The 15,249-nt window shown below is 66.4% G+C and carries 9 protein-coding genes; 6 read left to right on the forward strand and 3 right to left on the reverse strand.

All coding sequences use genetic code 11. The annotated features are described in order from the left end of the window. Positions 1 to 9 precede the first annotated feature (9 nt). From KCG34_RS05860 to KCG34_RS05870, 3 genes are all read right to left on the reverse strand, one after another. Positions 10 to 621: a 2-hydroxychromene-2-carboxylate isomerase gene (locus KCG34_RS05860; protein WP_211939457.1), complete on the reverse strand. Its 612-nt coding sequence runs from the start codon at positions 619 to 621 to the stop codon at positions 10 to 12. Positions 622 to 705: 84 nt separating this feature from the next. Continuing rightward, positions 706 to 3,702, reverse strand: coding sequence for a PAS domain S-box protein (locus KCG34_RS05865; protein ID WP_211939458.1), 2,997 nt, complete (start codon positions 3,700 to 3,702; stop codon positions 706 to 708). A 219-nt stretch (positions 3,703 to 3,921) separates the two neighbouring features. Continuing rightward, positions 3,922 to 4,953, reverse strand: a complete 1,032-nt coding sequence (locus KCG34_RS05870; RefSeq protein ID WP_211939459.1) for a LacI family DNA-binding transcriptional regulator — start codon at positions 4,951 to 4,953, stop codon at positions 3,922 to 3,924. A 347-nt stretch (positions 4,954 to 5,300) separates the two neighbouring features. Here KCG34_RS05870 and KCG34_RS05875 point away from each other — a divergent pair, with 347 nt between their 5' ends. The 6 genes from KCG34_RS05875 (at position 5,301) to KCG34_RS05900 (ending at position 15,223) form a co-directional block, all read left to right on the forward strand. Next, positions 5,301 to 8,150, forward strand: coding sequence for a TonB-dependent receptor (locus tag KCG34_RS05875; protein WP_211939460.1), 2,850 nt, complete (start codon positions 5,301 to 5,303; stop codon positions 8,148 to 8,150). Positions 8,151 to 8,360: 210 nt separating this feature from the next. Continuing rightward, a complete protein-coding gene (locus KCG34_RS05880) occupies positions 8,361 to 9,911 on the forward strand; it encodes a tryptophan halogenase family protein (RefSeq protein WP_211939461.1) in 1,551 nt (516 codons plus the stop codon). After that, positions 9,908 to 11,746, forward strand: coding sequence for an alpha-amylase family glycosyl hydrolase (locus KCG34_RS05885; RefSeq protein ID WP_211939462.1), 1,839 nt, complete (start codon positions 9,908 to 9,910; stop codon positions 11,744 to 11,746). Before KCG34_RS05880 ends, KCG34_RS05885 begins: the two co-directional genes overlap by 4 nt. Beyond that, a complete protein-coding gene (locus KCG34_RS05890) occupies positions 11,743 to 13,377 on the forward strand; it encodes an alpha-amylase family glycosyl hydrolase (protein WP_211939463.1) in 1,635 nt (544 codons plus the stop codon). The genes KCG34_RS05885 and KCG34_RS05890 overlap by 4 nt, the downstream gene beginning before the upstream one ends. A gap of 14 nt (positions 13,378 to 13,391) precedes the next feature. After that, positions 13,392 to 14,906, forward strand: a complete 1,515-nt coding sequence (locus KCG34_RS05895) for an MFS transporter (protein WP_211940727.1) — start codon at positions 13,392 to 13,394, stop codon at positions 14,904 to 14,906. Between the two features lie 35 nt (positions 14,907 to 14,941). Then, positions 14,942 to 15,223: an acylphosphatase gene (locus tag KCG34_RS05900; RefSeq protein WP_211939464.1), complete on the forward strand. Its 282-nt coding sequence runs from the start codon at positions 14,942 to 14,944 to the stop codon at positions 15,221 to 15,223. The last annotated feature ends 26 nt before the right edge of the window (positions 15,224 to 15,249 follow it).

The following is a 15,249-nucleotide window of genomic DNA, read 5'->3' on the forward strand; positions in this document are numbered from 1 at the left end:
TGAAAATCCTCACCCGGCCTTCTGGGTCAGGATCTCGTCCTCGACCTCGCCTAGTCGGTCCTTGCCGAAGAACAGCTCCCTGCCCACCAGGAAGCTGGGGCTGCCGAACACGCCAGCGTCGACCGCGGCCTGAGTGTTGGCCACCAGCCTGGCCTTGACCTCGTCGGTCTGGGACAGGCGCAGAAGTTCGTCCGTCGGCAAGCCGGCATCGTCCAGGGCGGCGCGGATCACCTCCGGCTCGTCCATCTTGCGCCCGCGCTCCCACATGTCGGCGAACACCGCCTCCACATACGGCTTGAACACACCCGCGACCTGGGCGGCCACGGCGCCGCGCATGATCTGCAGGGTGTTGACCGGGAAATGCGGGTTCATGCGGAACCGCTCCAGCCCGTGGCGGGCGATGAAGCGGCGCATTTCCAATTGGTCGTAGGCCAGCTTGTTCTTGATCCCGGCGAAGGCCAAGGCCGGCGACTGGTTGCCGGTTAGCTTGAACACCCCGCCTAGCAGCACCGGCACGTAGTCGAAGGGGACCCCGGTGCGTTCGCTCATCGCCGGGATAACCTTGTGCGCGAGATAGGCGTTGGGGCTGCCGAAATCGAACAGGAACTCGACTTTGACCATTCCAACGCTCCTCGCCCTTTCGAGTTCTATTTTAGAACTTACCAGCCGAAACCGGGATTGCAAGCTGAGCAGGGCGAACGAAGTTCAGAGCGCGGCGCGTTCGGCGGGCTTGCGAGCCACGGCGGGGCGGCTCCAGCGGGCGACCTTGTCGATCAGTTCGGCCACCTGCAGAGGCTTGGCGATGTGGTCATCCATGCCCGCCGCCAGGCACTGGGCGACCTGATCGGCCATCACATTGGCGCTGAGCGCCAGGATCGGCGTCGCCGCGTTGGCCCCGCCGCCATCACGGATCAGCCGGGCGGCGGTCATGCCGTCCATGCCCGGCATCTGTACGTCCATCAGGATCAGGTCGAAGGGTTCGGCGATGCTGGCCGAGACCGCCTCGGAGCCGCTGGCGGCCTCGGTCACCGCGTGGCCGATCGCCTCCAGCAAAAGGCGCACCAGTTCGCGGTTCTCGACGAGGTCATCAACGATCAGGATGTGCGCGGCGCCCGGGGCGAGCTCTTCCGGAGCCGGCGCGGTCACAAGCGGGCGCGGCCGGGCCGACGCCACGGGCGCCAGGATGTCGAAGGTGAAGCTCGCCCCGCGGCCGACGGTCGAATGGACCGAGATCTGGCCGCCCATCAGTTCCACCAGGCTCTTGCAGATCGCAAGGCCGAGGCCCGTACCCCCATGCCGGCGATTGATAGAACCGTCGACCTGCGAGAAGCGCTCGAACAGGCGGTCGAGCTTGTCGGCCGGAATGCCGGAACCGGTGTCTTCGACCGTGACCCGCAGGCGCCGCTGGTTGGCCAGGTAGGAGGCGACGAGCGTCACCCGGCCGGCCCCGGTGAACTTCAGGGCATTGCTCAGGAGGTTCAGCACGATCTGGCGCAGGCGGGAACTGTCGGCGCGGACCAGGGCCGGCAGGTCCGGGGAGAGGTCGAGGACGAGCTCCAGCCCCTTGGCCTCGGCCTGGGCGGCCACAAGCTCGACCGCTTCGTTCAGCGCCTCTGTGGGATCGAAGGGCTGCGGGTCCAGTTCGACCTGCCCCGCTTCCAGCTTGGAAAAGTCGAGGATGTCGTTGACCACCGCCAGCAGCGTGCGGCCGCCGTTGGCGATGCGGCGGGCGTAGAGCCGGGCCTCGTCATCCAGGGCCGGCGTCCGGTTCAGCATGTCGGAGAAGCCCAGGATGGCGGTCAGAGGCGTCCTGATCTCGTGGCTCATATTGGCCAGGAAGTCCGACTTGGCCAGAGCCGCAGCCTCGGCCGCCTGGTGCGCTTCGGCCAGGCGCGCCTCGGCGGCCTTGCGTTCGGTGATATCGCGGATCACGTCCTGCACCGAGAGATACTCGCCGGTCTCCGAGTAGTTGATCCGCGGGCGTCCCTCGATCCAGATCAGCCGCCCGTCGCGATGTCGGGCGCGGTACTCTACGACCGTCGGCGGAGCGTCGGGGCCGGTGGCGACCAGTCGCTCGATGAAGCCCACCAGGCCATCCAGGTCGTCAGGCGCGACGAAGTCGGCCATCGGCCGTCCGATCATCTCGTCCGGCTCGTAGCCGACCAACGCGGCGCAACTCGGTGTGACGAACAGCACGACCCCGTCGGCGCCGACCTGGATGATCACGTCGGTGGCGTTTTCCGCCAGGAGGCGATAGCGCGCTTCGCTGCGCGCCAGGGCCTCGGCCGCCTCCTTCTGCGCGGTGACGTCGCGCATCACCGTGACCATGCCGCGCACCTGGCCGGTGCTGGGATCGAAGGTGAAGGTGGGCTTGCCCTCCAGCCACACCCAGTGGCCGTCCTTGTGCCGGGCGCGATAGGCGTTCAGCCGCGGCTCGGCCGACGGCCCCTCCGCGATCTGCTCGAGGTTGGACCGGATGACCCGCTCGATATCGTCCGGGTGCACATAGGCCAGGGTCGATCCGCCGGGGTCCTCGTCCTGGCCGTAGCCCAGGACCTTGGTCACGGCGGGGCTGACATAGGTCAGGCGGCGATGTCCATCGGGCGACACCGTGGTCTGCATGATCATGTCATTGGACTTGTCGGCCAGCAGGCGGAAGCGCTCCTCGCTCTCGCCGAGCGCAATCTCGCGCCGCTTCGCATCGGTCACGTCGAGGATCGCGCCATAGACCGTGACGATCCGCCCCTCCGCGTCACGCTCGGCGGCGCCGTTGGAGACGACGTGCCGGACCTCCCCGTCTTCGCGCAGCAGCCGAGCTTCGAGCGCAAAGGGCGTTCCGTCACGCATGGCCCTGGTCAGGCAGTCGTTGATGAGCGCGCGATCCTCCTCGGCCCAATAGCGCGGCAGGGAATCGGGACCTGGCGCAGCCTGGCGCTGATCGAGGCCGACGATGCGATAGACCCCTTCGGACCAGAGGAACTGCCGGCTGGCCACATCCAGCCGCCAATGCCCCACCCCGGCCAAGGCCTCGGCCATCGTGGCGATTCGATGCGCCTCTTCCAGCCGGCGCGCATTGGCCTCGGCCCGGTCGGTGGCTTCGGCCAGTCGGCGACGGCTGCGCACGAGATGGTCGTGCAGCGAGCGGAACACCAAGAACACTGCGAACGGGCTGGCGACGACGGTGACGATTTCCTGCGGACGATGATGGCTCAGGCGCAGGTACGAGGCCGCGACCTGGACCAGCACGATGGAAGCGGCGGGCGGGATCAGGTCGATGACCAGCCGGCGGGGGTTCTGGTATTCGCGCACCAGCACGTCGAACAGGATCACCCCGAACAGGGTCACGCCCAGGGTCTGGGCGGCGCCGGTATGCGCCATCACCAGATAGAGGGCGCACAGCGAATAGCCTGTGCTGAGCGGCCAGGACGGCAGGCCCCGGCCCTGCCCGCCGGTCTCGTCCGCTGGCCGCGCAGCCAGGGTCAGCACCGCCATCGCCACGAACCAGGCGCCCGGCAACGCCGCCCCGGCGAAGGGGACCACCGCCACGGCCACCACCAGCGGCAGCAGCAACCGCGCCCAGACCGCAGGCGTCAGACGCCCGCCCGCAACGCGCCGCGCGCGGGCCAGCAGGCCCGTGCGCCCGGCCGAGCCCGGCGCGGCGACGGGGGCCTTCGAACTGGCGAGATCGACGTTCAGGGTCATACGAACGGGCGTGAGCGGACCATGGTGAATCGCGTAACGACGCTATAGGTGCCACGCCGAGCTTTATCTCACCTTAAGCCCGTGGCGCGCGCGCATCCGTAAGACTACGTAGCCACCGGCCGGCGCACACATAGTATTTTCATATAAATCAATTGGATAATGGGAACCAATCCCGCGCCGCCCGCATACCTGCGACGATCGGCGCGGCGGCGCCAGCGCTCAAGTTGGGGCGCCGCCGCATGATCGTCGCACGACCAGACGCGTCGGCAGCATCCGGCTCTCCACCGTCTGCTTGCCGATCTGGCCGATCAGGGCGTCGACCAGGGCCGCCCCGGCCTCGCGCGAATCCTGGGCGATGGTGGTCAGGGGCGGATTGGCGAAATTGGCCGCCAGGATGTCGTCGAAGCCGGTGACCGCGACGGTGTCCGGCACCGCAAGCCCGTGCTCCTGCAACGCCCGGATGGCGCCGATGGCGATCAGGTCGCTGGCGCAGACCACGGCGTCGAAATCGAGGCCCCGCCCGATCAGGGTCAGCGCCGCTTCGTGCCCCGATTCCTCGGTGGAGATGGCGTCGACCTGATTCGCAGCCAGAACCGGCAGCTCCGCCTCGCTGAGCGCCTTCACATAGCCCCGGTAGCGGTCCTGGAATTCCGGATAGCCTGATGACGCGGCGCCCAGGAAGGCGATCCGCCGCCGCCCCAGGCCGATCAGGTGACGGGTGATCTCGTAGCCGCCCTGCAGGTTGTCGCAGCCGATGGTGATTCCCGGCTGGCCCTCCTGCACCGAACCCCAGCGCACGAAGTTCGCCCCCTCGGCCACCAGCTTGTCCAGTCGCCAGCGGTATTCGTCGTAGTCGCCGTAGCCCAGGAGGATGACGCCGTCGGCCTTGCCGCTGTCCTGGTAGTCGGTGTGCCAGTTGCCGGACAGCTGCTGGAAGGAGACCAGCAGGTCATAGCCCCTGATCGCGCAATTGCGGGTGATCGAGCCGAGCATAGACAGGAAAAACGGGTTGATCAGCGAATCGTCCGGAGTCGGATCCTCGAACAGCAGAAGGGCCAGGGTGTTGGTGTGCTGCGAACGCAGATTCGAGGCGTTCTTGTCGACCTTGTAGTTCAGCTGCCGGGCGATCTCTTCGATCTTGCGCCGCGTAGCCTCGCTGACCGTCGGGCTTCCCCGCAGGGCCCGCGACACGGTCGGCTGGGACACCCCTGCCAACTGGGCGATGTCGAACGAGGTGGGCTTTTCCTGCATCGGGCGATTTTATCCGCCTCCCTTGCCCGCACCTATAGGACGCCGTGTCACGGCTCCTCCAGGCCCGTTTTGCGTCATGCTCAGCGCACATTACGAACGTGTCATATGCGCAACACCAGTGTTCAGGCGGGTCATTGAATACGTATGTGGCGGGATTGCGTTTCGGTGGGCTCAGGATACGAAATTGATCCTGCACGATAGGCACTCTGCCTAAGAACACGACAATAAGTTCAGCGCGACCGAGTGGTGCGTTCTGAAAGGGGGATCTGCTTCAAATGAGATCTAACAATAATCGCCGGCGAGCGAGTGCTTCCGCGCGCCTTACTCGTAGCGCGAGCACCCAAGTCTTGGGTTGGGCGCTGCTGTTCGCCGCCACCGGCGCGGCGGCCCAAGCCCAGGCTCCGGCGTCGTCTTCGAGCTCGCTCGACGAGATCGTGGTCACCGGCATCCGCCACAGCCAGATCAGCGCCCTGAAAGTGAAGCGCGCCAACGAGGACATCGTCGAAGCGATCTCCGCAGAAGACATCGGCAAGCTGCCGGACGACTCCATCGCCGACTCCATCGCCCGCCTCCCGGGCCTGGCGGCGCAGCGCGACAACAGCGGCCGCACTCAGGACATCTCCATCGACGGCCTGCCGTCGGCGATGAACACCACCCTGCTGAACGGCTTCATGCAGGCGACCACCGACAACAACCGCACCACCCAGCTCGACCAGTATCCGGCCGAGATCATGAATTCGGTGGTGGTGTACAAGACCGGCGACGCCTCGCTGACCGGGGCCGCGATCGGCACCATCGACATGCGGACGGTTCGTCCGCTCGACTATGGCAAGACCAACCTGTTCCTGGGCGCGCAGGGCGAATACGCCCTCGAAGGCAAGCTGCAGCCCGGCGCCACCGACACCGGCTATCGCGCCAATCTCACCTACATCACCCAGCTCGACAACGACAAAATCGGCGTGATGTTCGGCTATTCGCACATCGAGACGCCCAACCAGATCATCGCACAGCACCCTTGGGGCTACTATGCGGCGAACGATCAACTCGAGGGCGGGCTGCAGGATCAGCTTCGCAGCGATACACTCACCCGCGACAGCGGCGTTGTGACGATACAGTACAAGCCGACAGACAATCTCGAATTCGTCGTCGACGCCTTCGACTCCTCTTACGATGACGACGCCATCATTCGGGGGGTAGAGTTTCCGCTCAGCGGAACTCCGACCAACGTAGCAAACGGCACGAGTACCTGGTCGGCGCTGGCGCCGCAGCTGGAGAGCTACGACTACCGGCAGACCTCGCGCTTGCGGTCAGCCGATTTCACGATGAACTACAAGTTCGGCAACGGCTGGAAGATGCATGCCGACTACGGTTACTCCGACGCCGACAACCACTTTGACCAGCTGCAGCTGTACAACGGCTTTGGTCTCAACGGTCAGCAGAACACCACCACTGCGACCTTGACCGAAGGCAAGGGCCCCGGCGGGAACATCGGCATCTCCAACTGGAGCGAGAACCTCGTGAACGTGGCCTTGGGGGAAAACCAAGGCTGGTCAAACTATATTCCGGCTGGCTTCCCGGGCGCCTGCCCCGGCGGGGTCGTGTCTCCGAACAATCCACCTCAATGGGGCAGCACCTGCAATGGTGGGCCCGACGCTGACCAGATGGGCGGCGCAGGACAAAACCTGATCCAACGCACCTTCGACAGCATCCAACAGACCAAGTGGTCCTTGAGCAAGGATATCCCCGGATCGATCAGCAACATCGAAGCCGGAGTTTCCTATAGCGTCCGCAAGAAAGACTACCGCGTCGAAGAAGACGAGCTGTTTCTGCTCAGCGGGAACGAATCCCAGCCTATTCCGGCGAGCTGGCTTTCGTCCCCGACCAATATGAGCGTCTTCGGGCTGCCGGATATGTACAGCATCAATCCGCGGCAGGCCTTCAATAGCGGCCAATACGGCTCGGTCGCTGACTATCGCGCGCCCGGCGGGGGCAACGGGGCGTCGCTATCCGATTGGTCCATCAGCGAGCGGGTGATCACGCCCTATTTCAAAGCCCAGATCCGCACCGAGGTCGGCGGCCATGACCTGACCGGCAATTTCGGAATCCAGGCCGTCAATACCTCGCAAAGCGTCACGACGTCATTCGAATACCCGGCGGGCGGGACTGTCTTTAACTACGTGGCCATACCGTCATCCACGGAATACTGGGACGTTCTGCCGAGCCTCAACCTGACTCTGCATTTGAACGACAGCCAGGACATTCGCTTCTCGGCTGGCCGGTCGATGGCTCGTGCGCGGTTCGACCAGATGGGCGGCGGCTCAAGCGTGAGCTTCAACTTCGCCGCCTCCGGCAATACCAGCCCGTGGAGCGGCAGCCTCGCCAACCCCAGCCTGAAGCCATGGATCTCAGACGACGTCGAGCTTACCTATGAGCGATACTTTGCTCCGGGCGAAGGCATATCGCTCGACTTCTTCTACAAGAACCTCGAAACCTACATCTATCAAAGCAGCTCGACCGCTAATTTCTCCGCCTACTATGCCGCCACCGGCCCATACACAAACAACGGCGTAACAATACCCGCGCCGATCATGACCGGTCCGGTGACCCAGTGGGTGAATGGCAATGGCGGCGCGCTCTATGGCGTCATCTTCTCGGGCAATTTCCAGCTGAAGCACCTGTCCCAGGTGTTGGACGGCTTCGGAATATCAGGCACGGCGGGGGTAATCGAAAGCACGGTCAAGATTCCGACGGCTCCTGGCTGCGCTCTCAACAACATCAATACTTACCAGACCCCTTGCCAATCCGGCACGCCGGACGGCAATCTTCCCCAGTATTCGAAGTATGTCGCCAACGTCAGCCTGTACTGGGAAAAGAACGGTATTTCTCTGCGCCTCAACGACCGCTATCGCAGCAAATATGACCAGGAAGTTGTGGACTACAACGGCGGCCTGCAACCAGTCCTGGGCGCAGCCGAAAACATCGTGGACTTCCAGGCCGGTTATGATATTACGTCGGGCCCGCTCAAGAACCTGAGCTTCACCTTCGCAGCTGAGAACATCACCAACGAGGCGATGAACAGCTATACCGGCAGGTGGAACTCCGCCACGAACTCGGCCACCTCTCCCGACCCGAAAAATACCGTCTACTACAAGCTGTTCGGCACCAATCTGCTGTTCGGCGTGCATTACAAGTACTAGCACCTGCTCTGAACTGCGGCCTTGCAAATAGGCCCGAGCGAACATGGTGGGCTTCGAGGGTGCGCCCTTGAAGCCCACCATGATCCTGACCGCCGGAGCACCCAATCCGTTGGGTCGGGCGGGGACCGGATTTTCCCGCGATCGGCAGGATGCGATTGGTTTATTTGAAGCGTCCGCCTTCCCTTGTCAGCGCGGGCGGCGGGAGCAAGCATGAATACCGACAGCGTTGAAGCGACCGCTTCCAATGTCTCCCCACTGGCGATCCGCAAGGTCGTCATCGTCGGCGGCGGCACCGCCGGCTGGATGAGCGCCGCCCTGCTCTCCAAGACTTTTGGCGCAAAGCTCGACATCACCCTGATCGAGTCCGACGAAATCTCCACGGTGGGCGTCGGCGAGGCGACCATCCCGCACATCCAGTCGTTCAACCGCCTTGTCGGCGTCGACGAGAACGACTTCATCAAGGCCACCCAGGGCACCTTCAAGCTCGCCATCGATTTCCGCGACTGGACTGGGCCGGGAAGCCGCTATTTCCATGCTTTTGGCCCGATCGGGCAGCATGTCGGCTGGCTCTATCCGCATCAGTACTGGCTGAAGGCCCGGCGGCTCGGACGCGCCGGCTCAATGGACGCCTTCTGCATCGGCGCCCAGGCGGCCCTGCGCAACAAGTTCATGCCCGCCGACCCCAAGGCCGGCAATTCGCCCCTGGCCGAGATCAGCCACGCCTATCATTTCGACGCCGGGCTCTACGCCGCTTATCTGCGCAAGCGGGCCGAGAGCCAGGGCGTGACCCGCATCGAAGGCAAGATCGTCGGCCACGCCAAGCGGGCCGAGGATGGCTTCATCGAGTCAGTGACGCTGGAGCGCGGCGAGACGGTTGCGGGCGAGCTCTTCATCGATTGCTCCGGCTTCCGCGGCCTCCTGATCGAACAGGCCCTCGGGGCCGGCTTCGAGGACTGGTCGCACTGGCTGCCCTGCAACCGGGCGCTCGCGGTTCCCTGCGCCTCGGTCACCCCCCTGACCCCCTATACGCGCGTCACCAAGCGCGAGGCCGGCTGGCAGTGGCGCATCCCGCTACAGCACCGGATCGGCAACGGTTATGTCTATTCCAGCGACCACATCAGCGACGACGAGGCGGCGTCCAACCTGCTCGGCCGTCTCGACGGGGAAGCGCTGGGCGACCCGCGACCGCTGCGCTTCACCCCTGGCAAGCGCAACAAGGCCTGGGTGAAGAACGTGGTGGCCGTCGGCCTGGCCAGCGGCTTCCTGGAGCCGCTGGAGTCCACCAGCATCCACATGATCCAGACGGCCCTGTTCCGCCTGCTCTCCCTGTTCCCGGACAAGCGGTTCGCCTGCGCCGATATCGACGCCTACAACGACCAGACGGATGTCGAGTACAGGTGGATCCGCGACTTCATCATCGCCCACTACAAGCTGGTCGATGAACCCACGCCGCTGTGGCGCTACTGCCGCAACATGGCGGTTCCGGAATCGCTGCAGGAAAAGCTCGACGTCTTCGCCTCGGCCGGCCGCATCTTCGCCAACACGCACGATCTGTTCCGCGAAGTGTCCTGGATCCAGGTGCTGATCGGGCAGGGCCTGATCCCGGAACGCTACGATCCGGCCGTGGACCTTACCTCGCCTGAGGACATCCTCGCGCACCTGGACGGTGTCGAGCAGGTGGTCAGCAAGTGCGTGAATTCGATGCCCTATCATAGCGACTATATCGCGCGGACCTGCCGCGCCGGGCCGATCTCGGCATGAAGTCGAGCTTGGCGATGCTGGCCGCTTTGCTGCTCGGCGCCGGTTCGCTCGCGCCGATGGCCTGGGCGAGCGAACCGGCCGGCCCCGCCGCCTCATTCCGCGACCGCCTGCCCGAGGACGAGGTCGTCTACTTCCTGTTGCCCGACCGGTTCGCCAATGGCGATCCGGCCAACGACCGCGGCGGCCTGGGCGGCGACCGGCTCTCGACCGGCTTCGACCCCACCTCCAAGGCCTTCTACAACGGCGGCGACCTGAAGGGTCTGACCCAGCATCTGGACTATATCCAGGGCCTCGGCGTGACCGCCGTCTGGGTGGCGCCGGTCTTCACGAACAAGGCTGTCTCAGGCCCGCCGGGCCACGAATCGGCCGGCTATCACGGCTACTGGATCACCGACTTCACCGACATCGACCCGCACTTCGGCACGCGAGCGGACTTCAAGGCCCTGGTCGACGCCGCGCACGCCCGCGGGATGAAGGTCTATATGGACATCGTCGCCAATCACACGGCCGACGTGATCCGCTATCGCGAGTGCCCCAAGAACGACTGCACCTACCGCTCCAAGGCCGACTATCCCTATGTGCGGCGCGGCGGGGTGAACGGTCCGGCGATCAATGACGGCTTCCAAGGCGACGACGCCGACCACCAGACGATGGAGAACTTCTCCAAGCTCAAGGACCCGGACTGGGCCTACACGCCCTATGTCCCGGCGGGCGAGGCGCGCGCCAAGAAGCCGGACTGGCTGAACGATCCGATCTACTACCACAACCGCGGAAACTCGATCTTCAAGGGCGAAAGCTCGATTTATGGCGACTTCGCCGGCCTGGACGACGTCCAGACCGAGGATCCGCGGGTGCTGGCGGGCTTCATCGACATCTATGGCCGCTGGATCGACGATTTCGGCGTCGACGGCTTCCGCATCGACACCGTGCGGCACGTGGGCCGCGAGTTCTGGACCGCCTTCGTCCCGGCCATGGCCGCCCGCGCCAAAGCCAGGGGCATTCCGAACTTCCATGTGTTCGGCGAGATCTATGACCCCGACCCCGCGGTCCTGGCCAGCTTCAGCCGAGCGGCGCCGCCGCTGGCGCCGCTGGACTTCGCCTTCCAGGGCGCGGTCACCGACGTCGTGGCCAAAGGCGAAGCGCCGTCGCGGCTGGCGCGGCTGTTCGCCGCCGACGCCGACTATGCCGGCGGCCCGGACAGCGCGCGAAAGCTGCCGACCTTCCTCGGCAACCACGACATGGGCCGCTTCGCCTGGTTCGTAAAGCAGGCCAATCCCACGGCCAGCGACGACGAGGTCCTGCGCCGGGTGGTCCTGGGCCATGCCATGATGTTCTTCCTGCGCGGCCAGCCGGTGATCTACGCCGGCGACGAGCAGGGCTTCGTCGGGACCGGCGGCGACCAGGACTCGCGCCAACCGCTGTTCGCCAGCCAGGTAACCGAATACATCAGGACACCGCTGATCGGGACCAAGGCCTCGGCGGCCCAGGACCACTTCGACCCCGGCCACCCCATCTATCGCGCCCTGGCCGAGATGGCCGCCGTACGGGCCGCCGACCCGGCCCTGCGCCGCGGCGACCAGGTGGTCCGCGCGGCCGACGAGGCGCCCGGCCTGTTCGCAGTCTCGCGCCACGACCCGGTCTCGGGCGCCGAGACGCTGGTGGTGTTCAACACCAGCACCGCGCCGATCACCGCCAGGATCAGCGTCGACGACCGATCACGATCCTGGCGCGCCCTGCATGGGACCTGCGCTTCCGCCGCCGCCGCGCCGACCAGCTATCCGGTCAGCCTCGCCGGCCTCGACTACATCATCTGCACCTCGTCCGGCGTTCAATGACCTCAGTCCGTCCCGATCCCCGCCAAGCTGCGCCCGCCCCCTCGCCCAAGCCTGAATGGTGGCGCGGGGCGGTGATCTATCAGGTCTATCCGCGCAGCTTCGCCGACACCAACGGCGACGGCGTGGGCGACCTGCCCGGCGTCACCGCCCGCCTTGACCATATCGCCTCGCTGGGCGTGGACGGCATCTGGCTCTCGCCGTTCTTCAAGTCGCCCATGCGCGACTTCGGCTACGACATCTCGGACTATCGCGCCGTGGACCCGATCTTCGGGACCCTGGACGACTTCGACCGGCTCCTGGCCCGCGCCCACGCCCTGGGCCTGAAGGTGATCATCGACCAGGTCTATTCGCACACCTCCGACCAGCACGCCTGGTTCCAGGACAGCCGCTCGGGCCGCAACAGCGACAAGGCCGACTGGTACGTCTGGGCCGACGCCAAGCCGGACGGCTCGCCGCCCTCGAACTGGCAGTCGGTGTTCGGCGGCCCCTCCTGGACCTGGGACGCCCGCCGCGGTCAGTACTACCTGCACAACTTCCTGCCCAGCCAGCCGGACCTGAACCTGCACAACGCCGAGGTCCAAGCGGAGGTGCTGGCCACCGCCCGCTTCTGGCTGGACCGCGGGGTCGATGGCTTTCGCCTGGATGCGATCAACTTTTCCATGCACAACCCAGCCCTGATCGACAATCCGCCGGTCACCGAGCCTGGCAAGCGCACCCGGCCGTTCGACTTCCAGCAGCACATCCACAACCAGTCCCAGCCTGGCATCACCGACTTCATCGAACGGGTGCGGCTGGTCACCGACCAGTATGGCGCCTTCACCGTGGCCGAGGTCGGCGGCGAGCACGCCGAGCGCGAGATGCGGTTGTTCACCGAGGGTGAGCGGCGGCTGAACAGCGCCTACGGCTTCGACTTCCTCTATGCCGACCAGTTGACCCCGGACGTGGTGCGCCAGGCCTTCGAGACCTGGCCCGAGGCCGAGGGCGTGGGCTGGCCCAGCTGGGCCTTCTCCAATCACGACGCGCCGCGGGCCGTCAGCCGCTGGGCGGCGCCTGAGCATCGTGACGCCGCCGTGCGCCAGGGGCTGCTGCTCTTGATGGCCCTGCGTGGCAACGTCTTCCTCTACCAGGGCGAGGAGCTGGGCCTGCCCCAGGCCGAGGTGCCGTTCGACCGGCTGCGCGACCCCGAGGCGATCGTCAACTGGCCCCAGACCCTCGGCCGCGACGGCGCGCGAACGCCCATGCCGTGGAGCGCGAGTGCGCCCCATGCCGGCTTCTCCGACGCCGAGCCCTGGCTGCCGGTCGATCCCCGTCACCTGGCCCTGGCGGTTGACGCTCAGGAGGCCGACGCAAAATCCGCTCTCGCCCTCACCCGCCGCCTGATCGCCCTTCGCAAGGCCTCGCCGGCGCTGCGCCTCGGCTCGTTCGTGCTCGTTGCGGCGCCCGAGCCGATCCTGGCCTTCGAGCGCGCCAGCGACGGCCAGGCCCTCATCTGCGTCTTCAACCTCTCGCCCAACCGCCAGACCTGGACGTCGTTCGCCGGCGGGCGCGTACTGGCCCAGGTGGGCGAGACGGATCCCGCCTCTGGACAGCTCGGCCCCTATGCCGGCCTGATCCTGGAACAGCAGGCGTGACCGAGGGCGGGGCCGTGCAGAAGCCGAGATTGAGGTTCGGGCAGATCTGGAACCTGTGCTTCGGCTTCTTCGGCATCCAGATCGGCTTTGGCCTGCAGAACGCCAATACCAGCCGCATCTTCCAGACCCTCGGCGCCGATGTCGACAAGCTGGCCATTCTGTGGATCGCCGCGCCCCTGACCGGCATGCTGGTGCAGCCGATCATCGGCCACATGAGCGACAAGACCTGGGGTCCGCTCGGCCGCCGCCGACCTTATTTCCTGGCGGGCGCCCTGCTCTCCACCGCCGCCCTGCTGTTCATGCCCAGCGCGCCGGTGCTGTGGCTGGCTGCGGGGACCCTCTGGGTGATGGACGCCTCGATCAATGTCACCATGGAGCCGTTCCGCGCCTTCGTCGGCGACCTTCTGCCCGAGGAGCAGCGCACCACCGGCTTCGCCACCCAGAGCTTCTTCATCGGCGCGGGGGCGGTGTTCGCCTCGGCCCTACCTTGGATGCTGAGCCACTGGCTGCATGTGGCCAACACCGCCCCGGCCGGCGTGACGCCGCCCTCGGTGCGCATCGCCTACTATGTCGGCGGGGTCTGCCTGCTGCTGGCCGTGCTCTGGACCATCGCCAGCAGCAAGGAATATTCGCCGGAAGAAGCCGCCCGCTTCGCCAGCCCGGTCGATCCGACAGCCGTCCATGCGGCCCGCCGGTCGCCGAGCTTCTACCTCAAGGGCGGCGGCCTCTGCCTCGCCCTGGGCGCCCTGGTGACGCTGGCGGTGCGCGCCTTCGCGCTCGGCAAGGAGGTCTATGTCCTCGGCGGCTTGATCGCCCTGTTCGGCCTGGCCCAGCTCGCGGCCGGGAGCTTGCGGGCCGCGGGCCGCGGAGCCGGCGGCCTGACCGAGGTGGTCGACGATCTCTTCGCCATGCCCAAGGTCATGCGGCAGCTGGCCGTGGTGCAGTTCTTCACCTGGTTCGGCCTGTTCGCCATGTGGATCTACACCACCGCGGCGGTGACCAGCTTCCACTACGGCGTCCATGACACCGCCTCGAAGGCCTACAACGAAGGCGCCGACTGGGTCGGGGTGCTGTTTGCGGTCTACAATGGCGTGGGCGCGCTGAGCGCCTTCGCCCTGCCGGCGCTGGCCGCCCGCATCGGCCGGCGGCAGGCTCATGCCCTGGCCCTCACCCTGGGCGCCCTCGGCCTTGCGTCCTTCATGCTGATCCGCGATCCGCAGATGCTGTGGGCGCCGATGATCGGGGTGGGAATCGCCTGGGCCTCGATCCTGTCCGCGCCCTATTCGATCCTCTCGGGCGCCGCGCCGGCCGCCAAGATGGGCGTCTATATGGGCATCTTCAACATCTTCATCGTCACCCCCCAGCTCCTGGCGGCCACCCTGCTTGGCCTGATGCTGAAGACCTTCTTCGCCGGCCAGCCGATCTGGGCCCTGGCGGTCGGCGGCGCCTCCCTGGGCCTCGCCGCCCTCGCCGTCCTGGCCGTGGCCGACGACGCGGACCCGGCGCGGGCGAAACGGGCCGTCGCCTGATTGCCTAGCGCCGCCGCCCGGCCCATTCTCGGCCGGTGCAGCAGAGCCTCGTCCGCCTGATCATCCACGGCCGTGTCCAGGGCGTCGGCTACCGCGCCTGGGCCGTCGACGAGGCCCGGCGCCTCGACCTCTCCGGCTGGGTGCGCAATCGCCGCGAGGGCACGGTCGAGCTCGTGGCCAGGGGCCTCGAGACCGACGTCGAACGGCTGATCGAGGCGTGCCAGCGCGGCCCGGCCGGCGCGCAGGTGACCCGGATCGAGCGGGCTGCCGCGGAAGATGACGGCGGCCAGGGCTTTCACCATCGACCGACGGCCTGAGCCTTGCCGCGGCCGCGTTCCGCGTC

This window comes from Phenylobacterium montanum (assembly GCF_018135625.1).
GTDB lineage: Bacteria > Pseudomonadota > Alphaproteobacteria > Caulobacterales > Caulobacteraceae > Poindextera > Poindextera montana.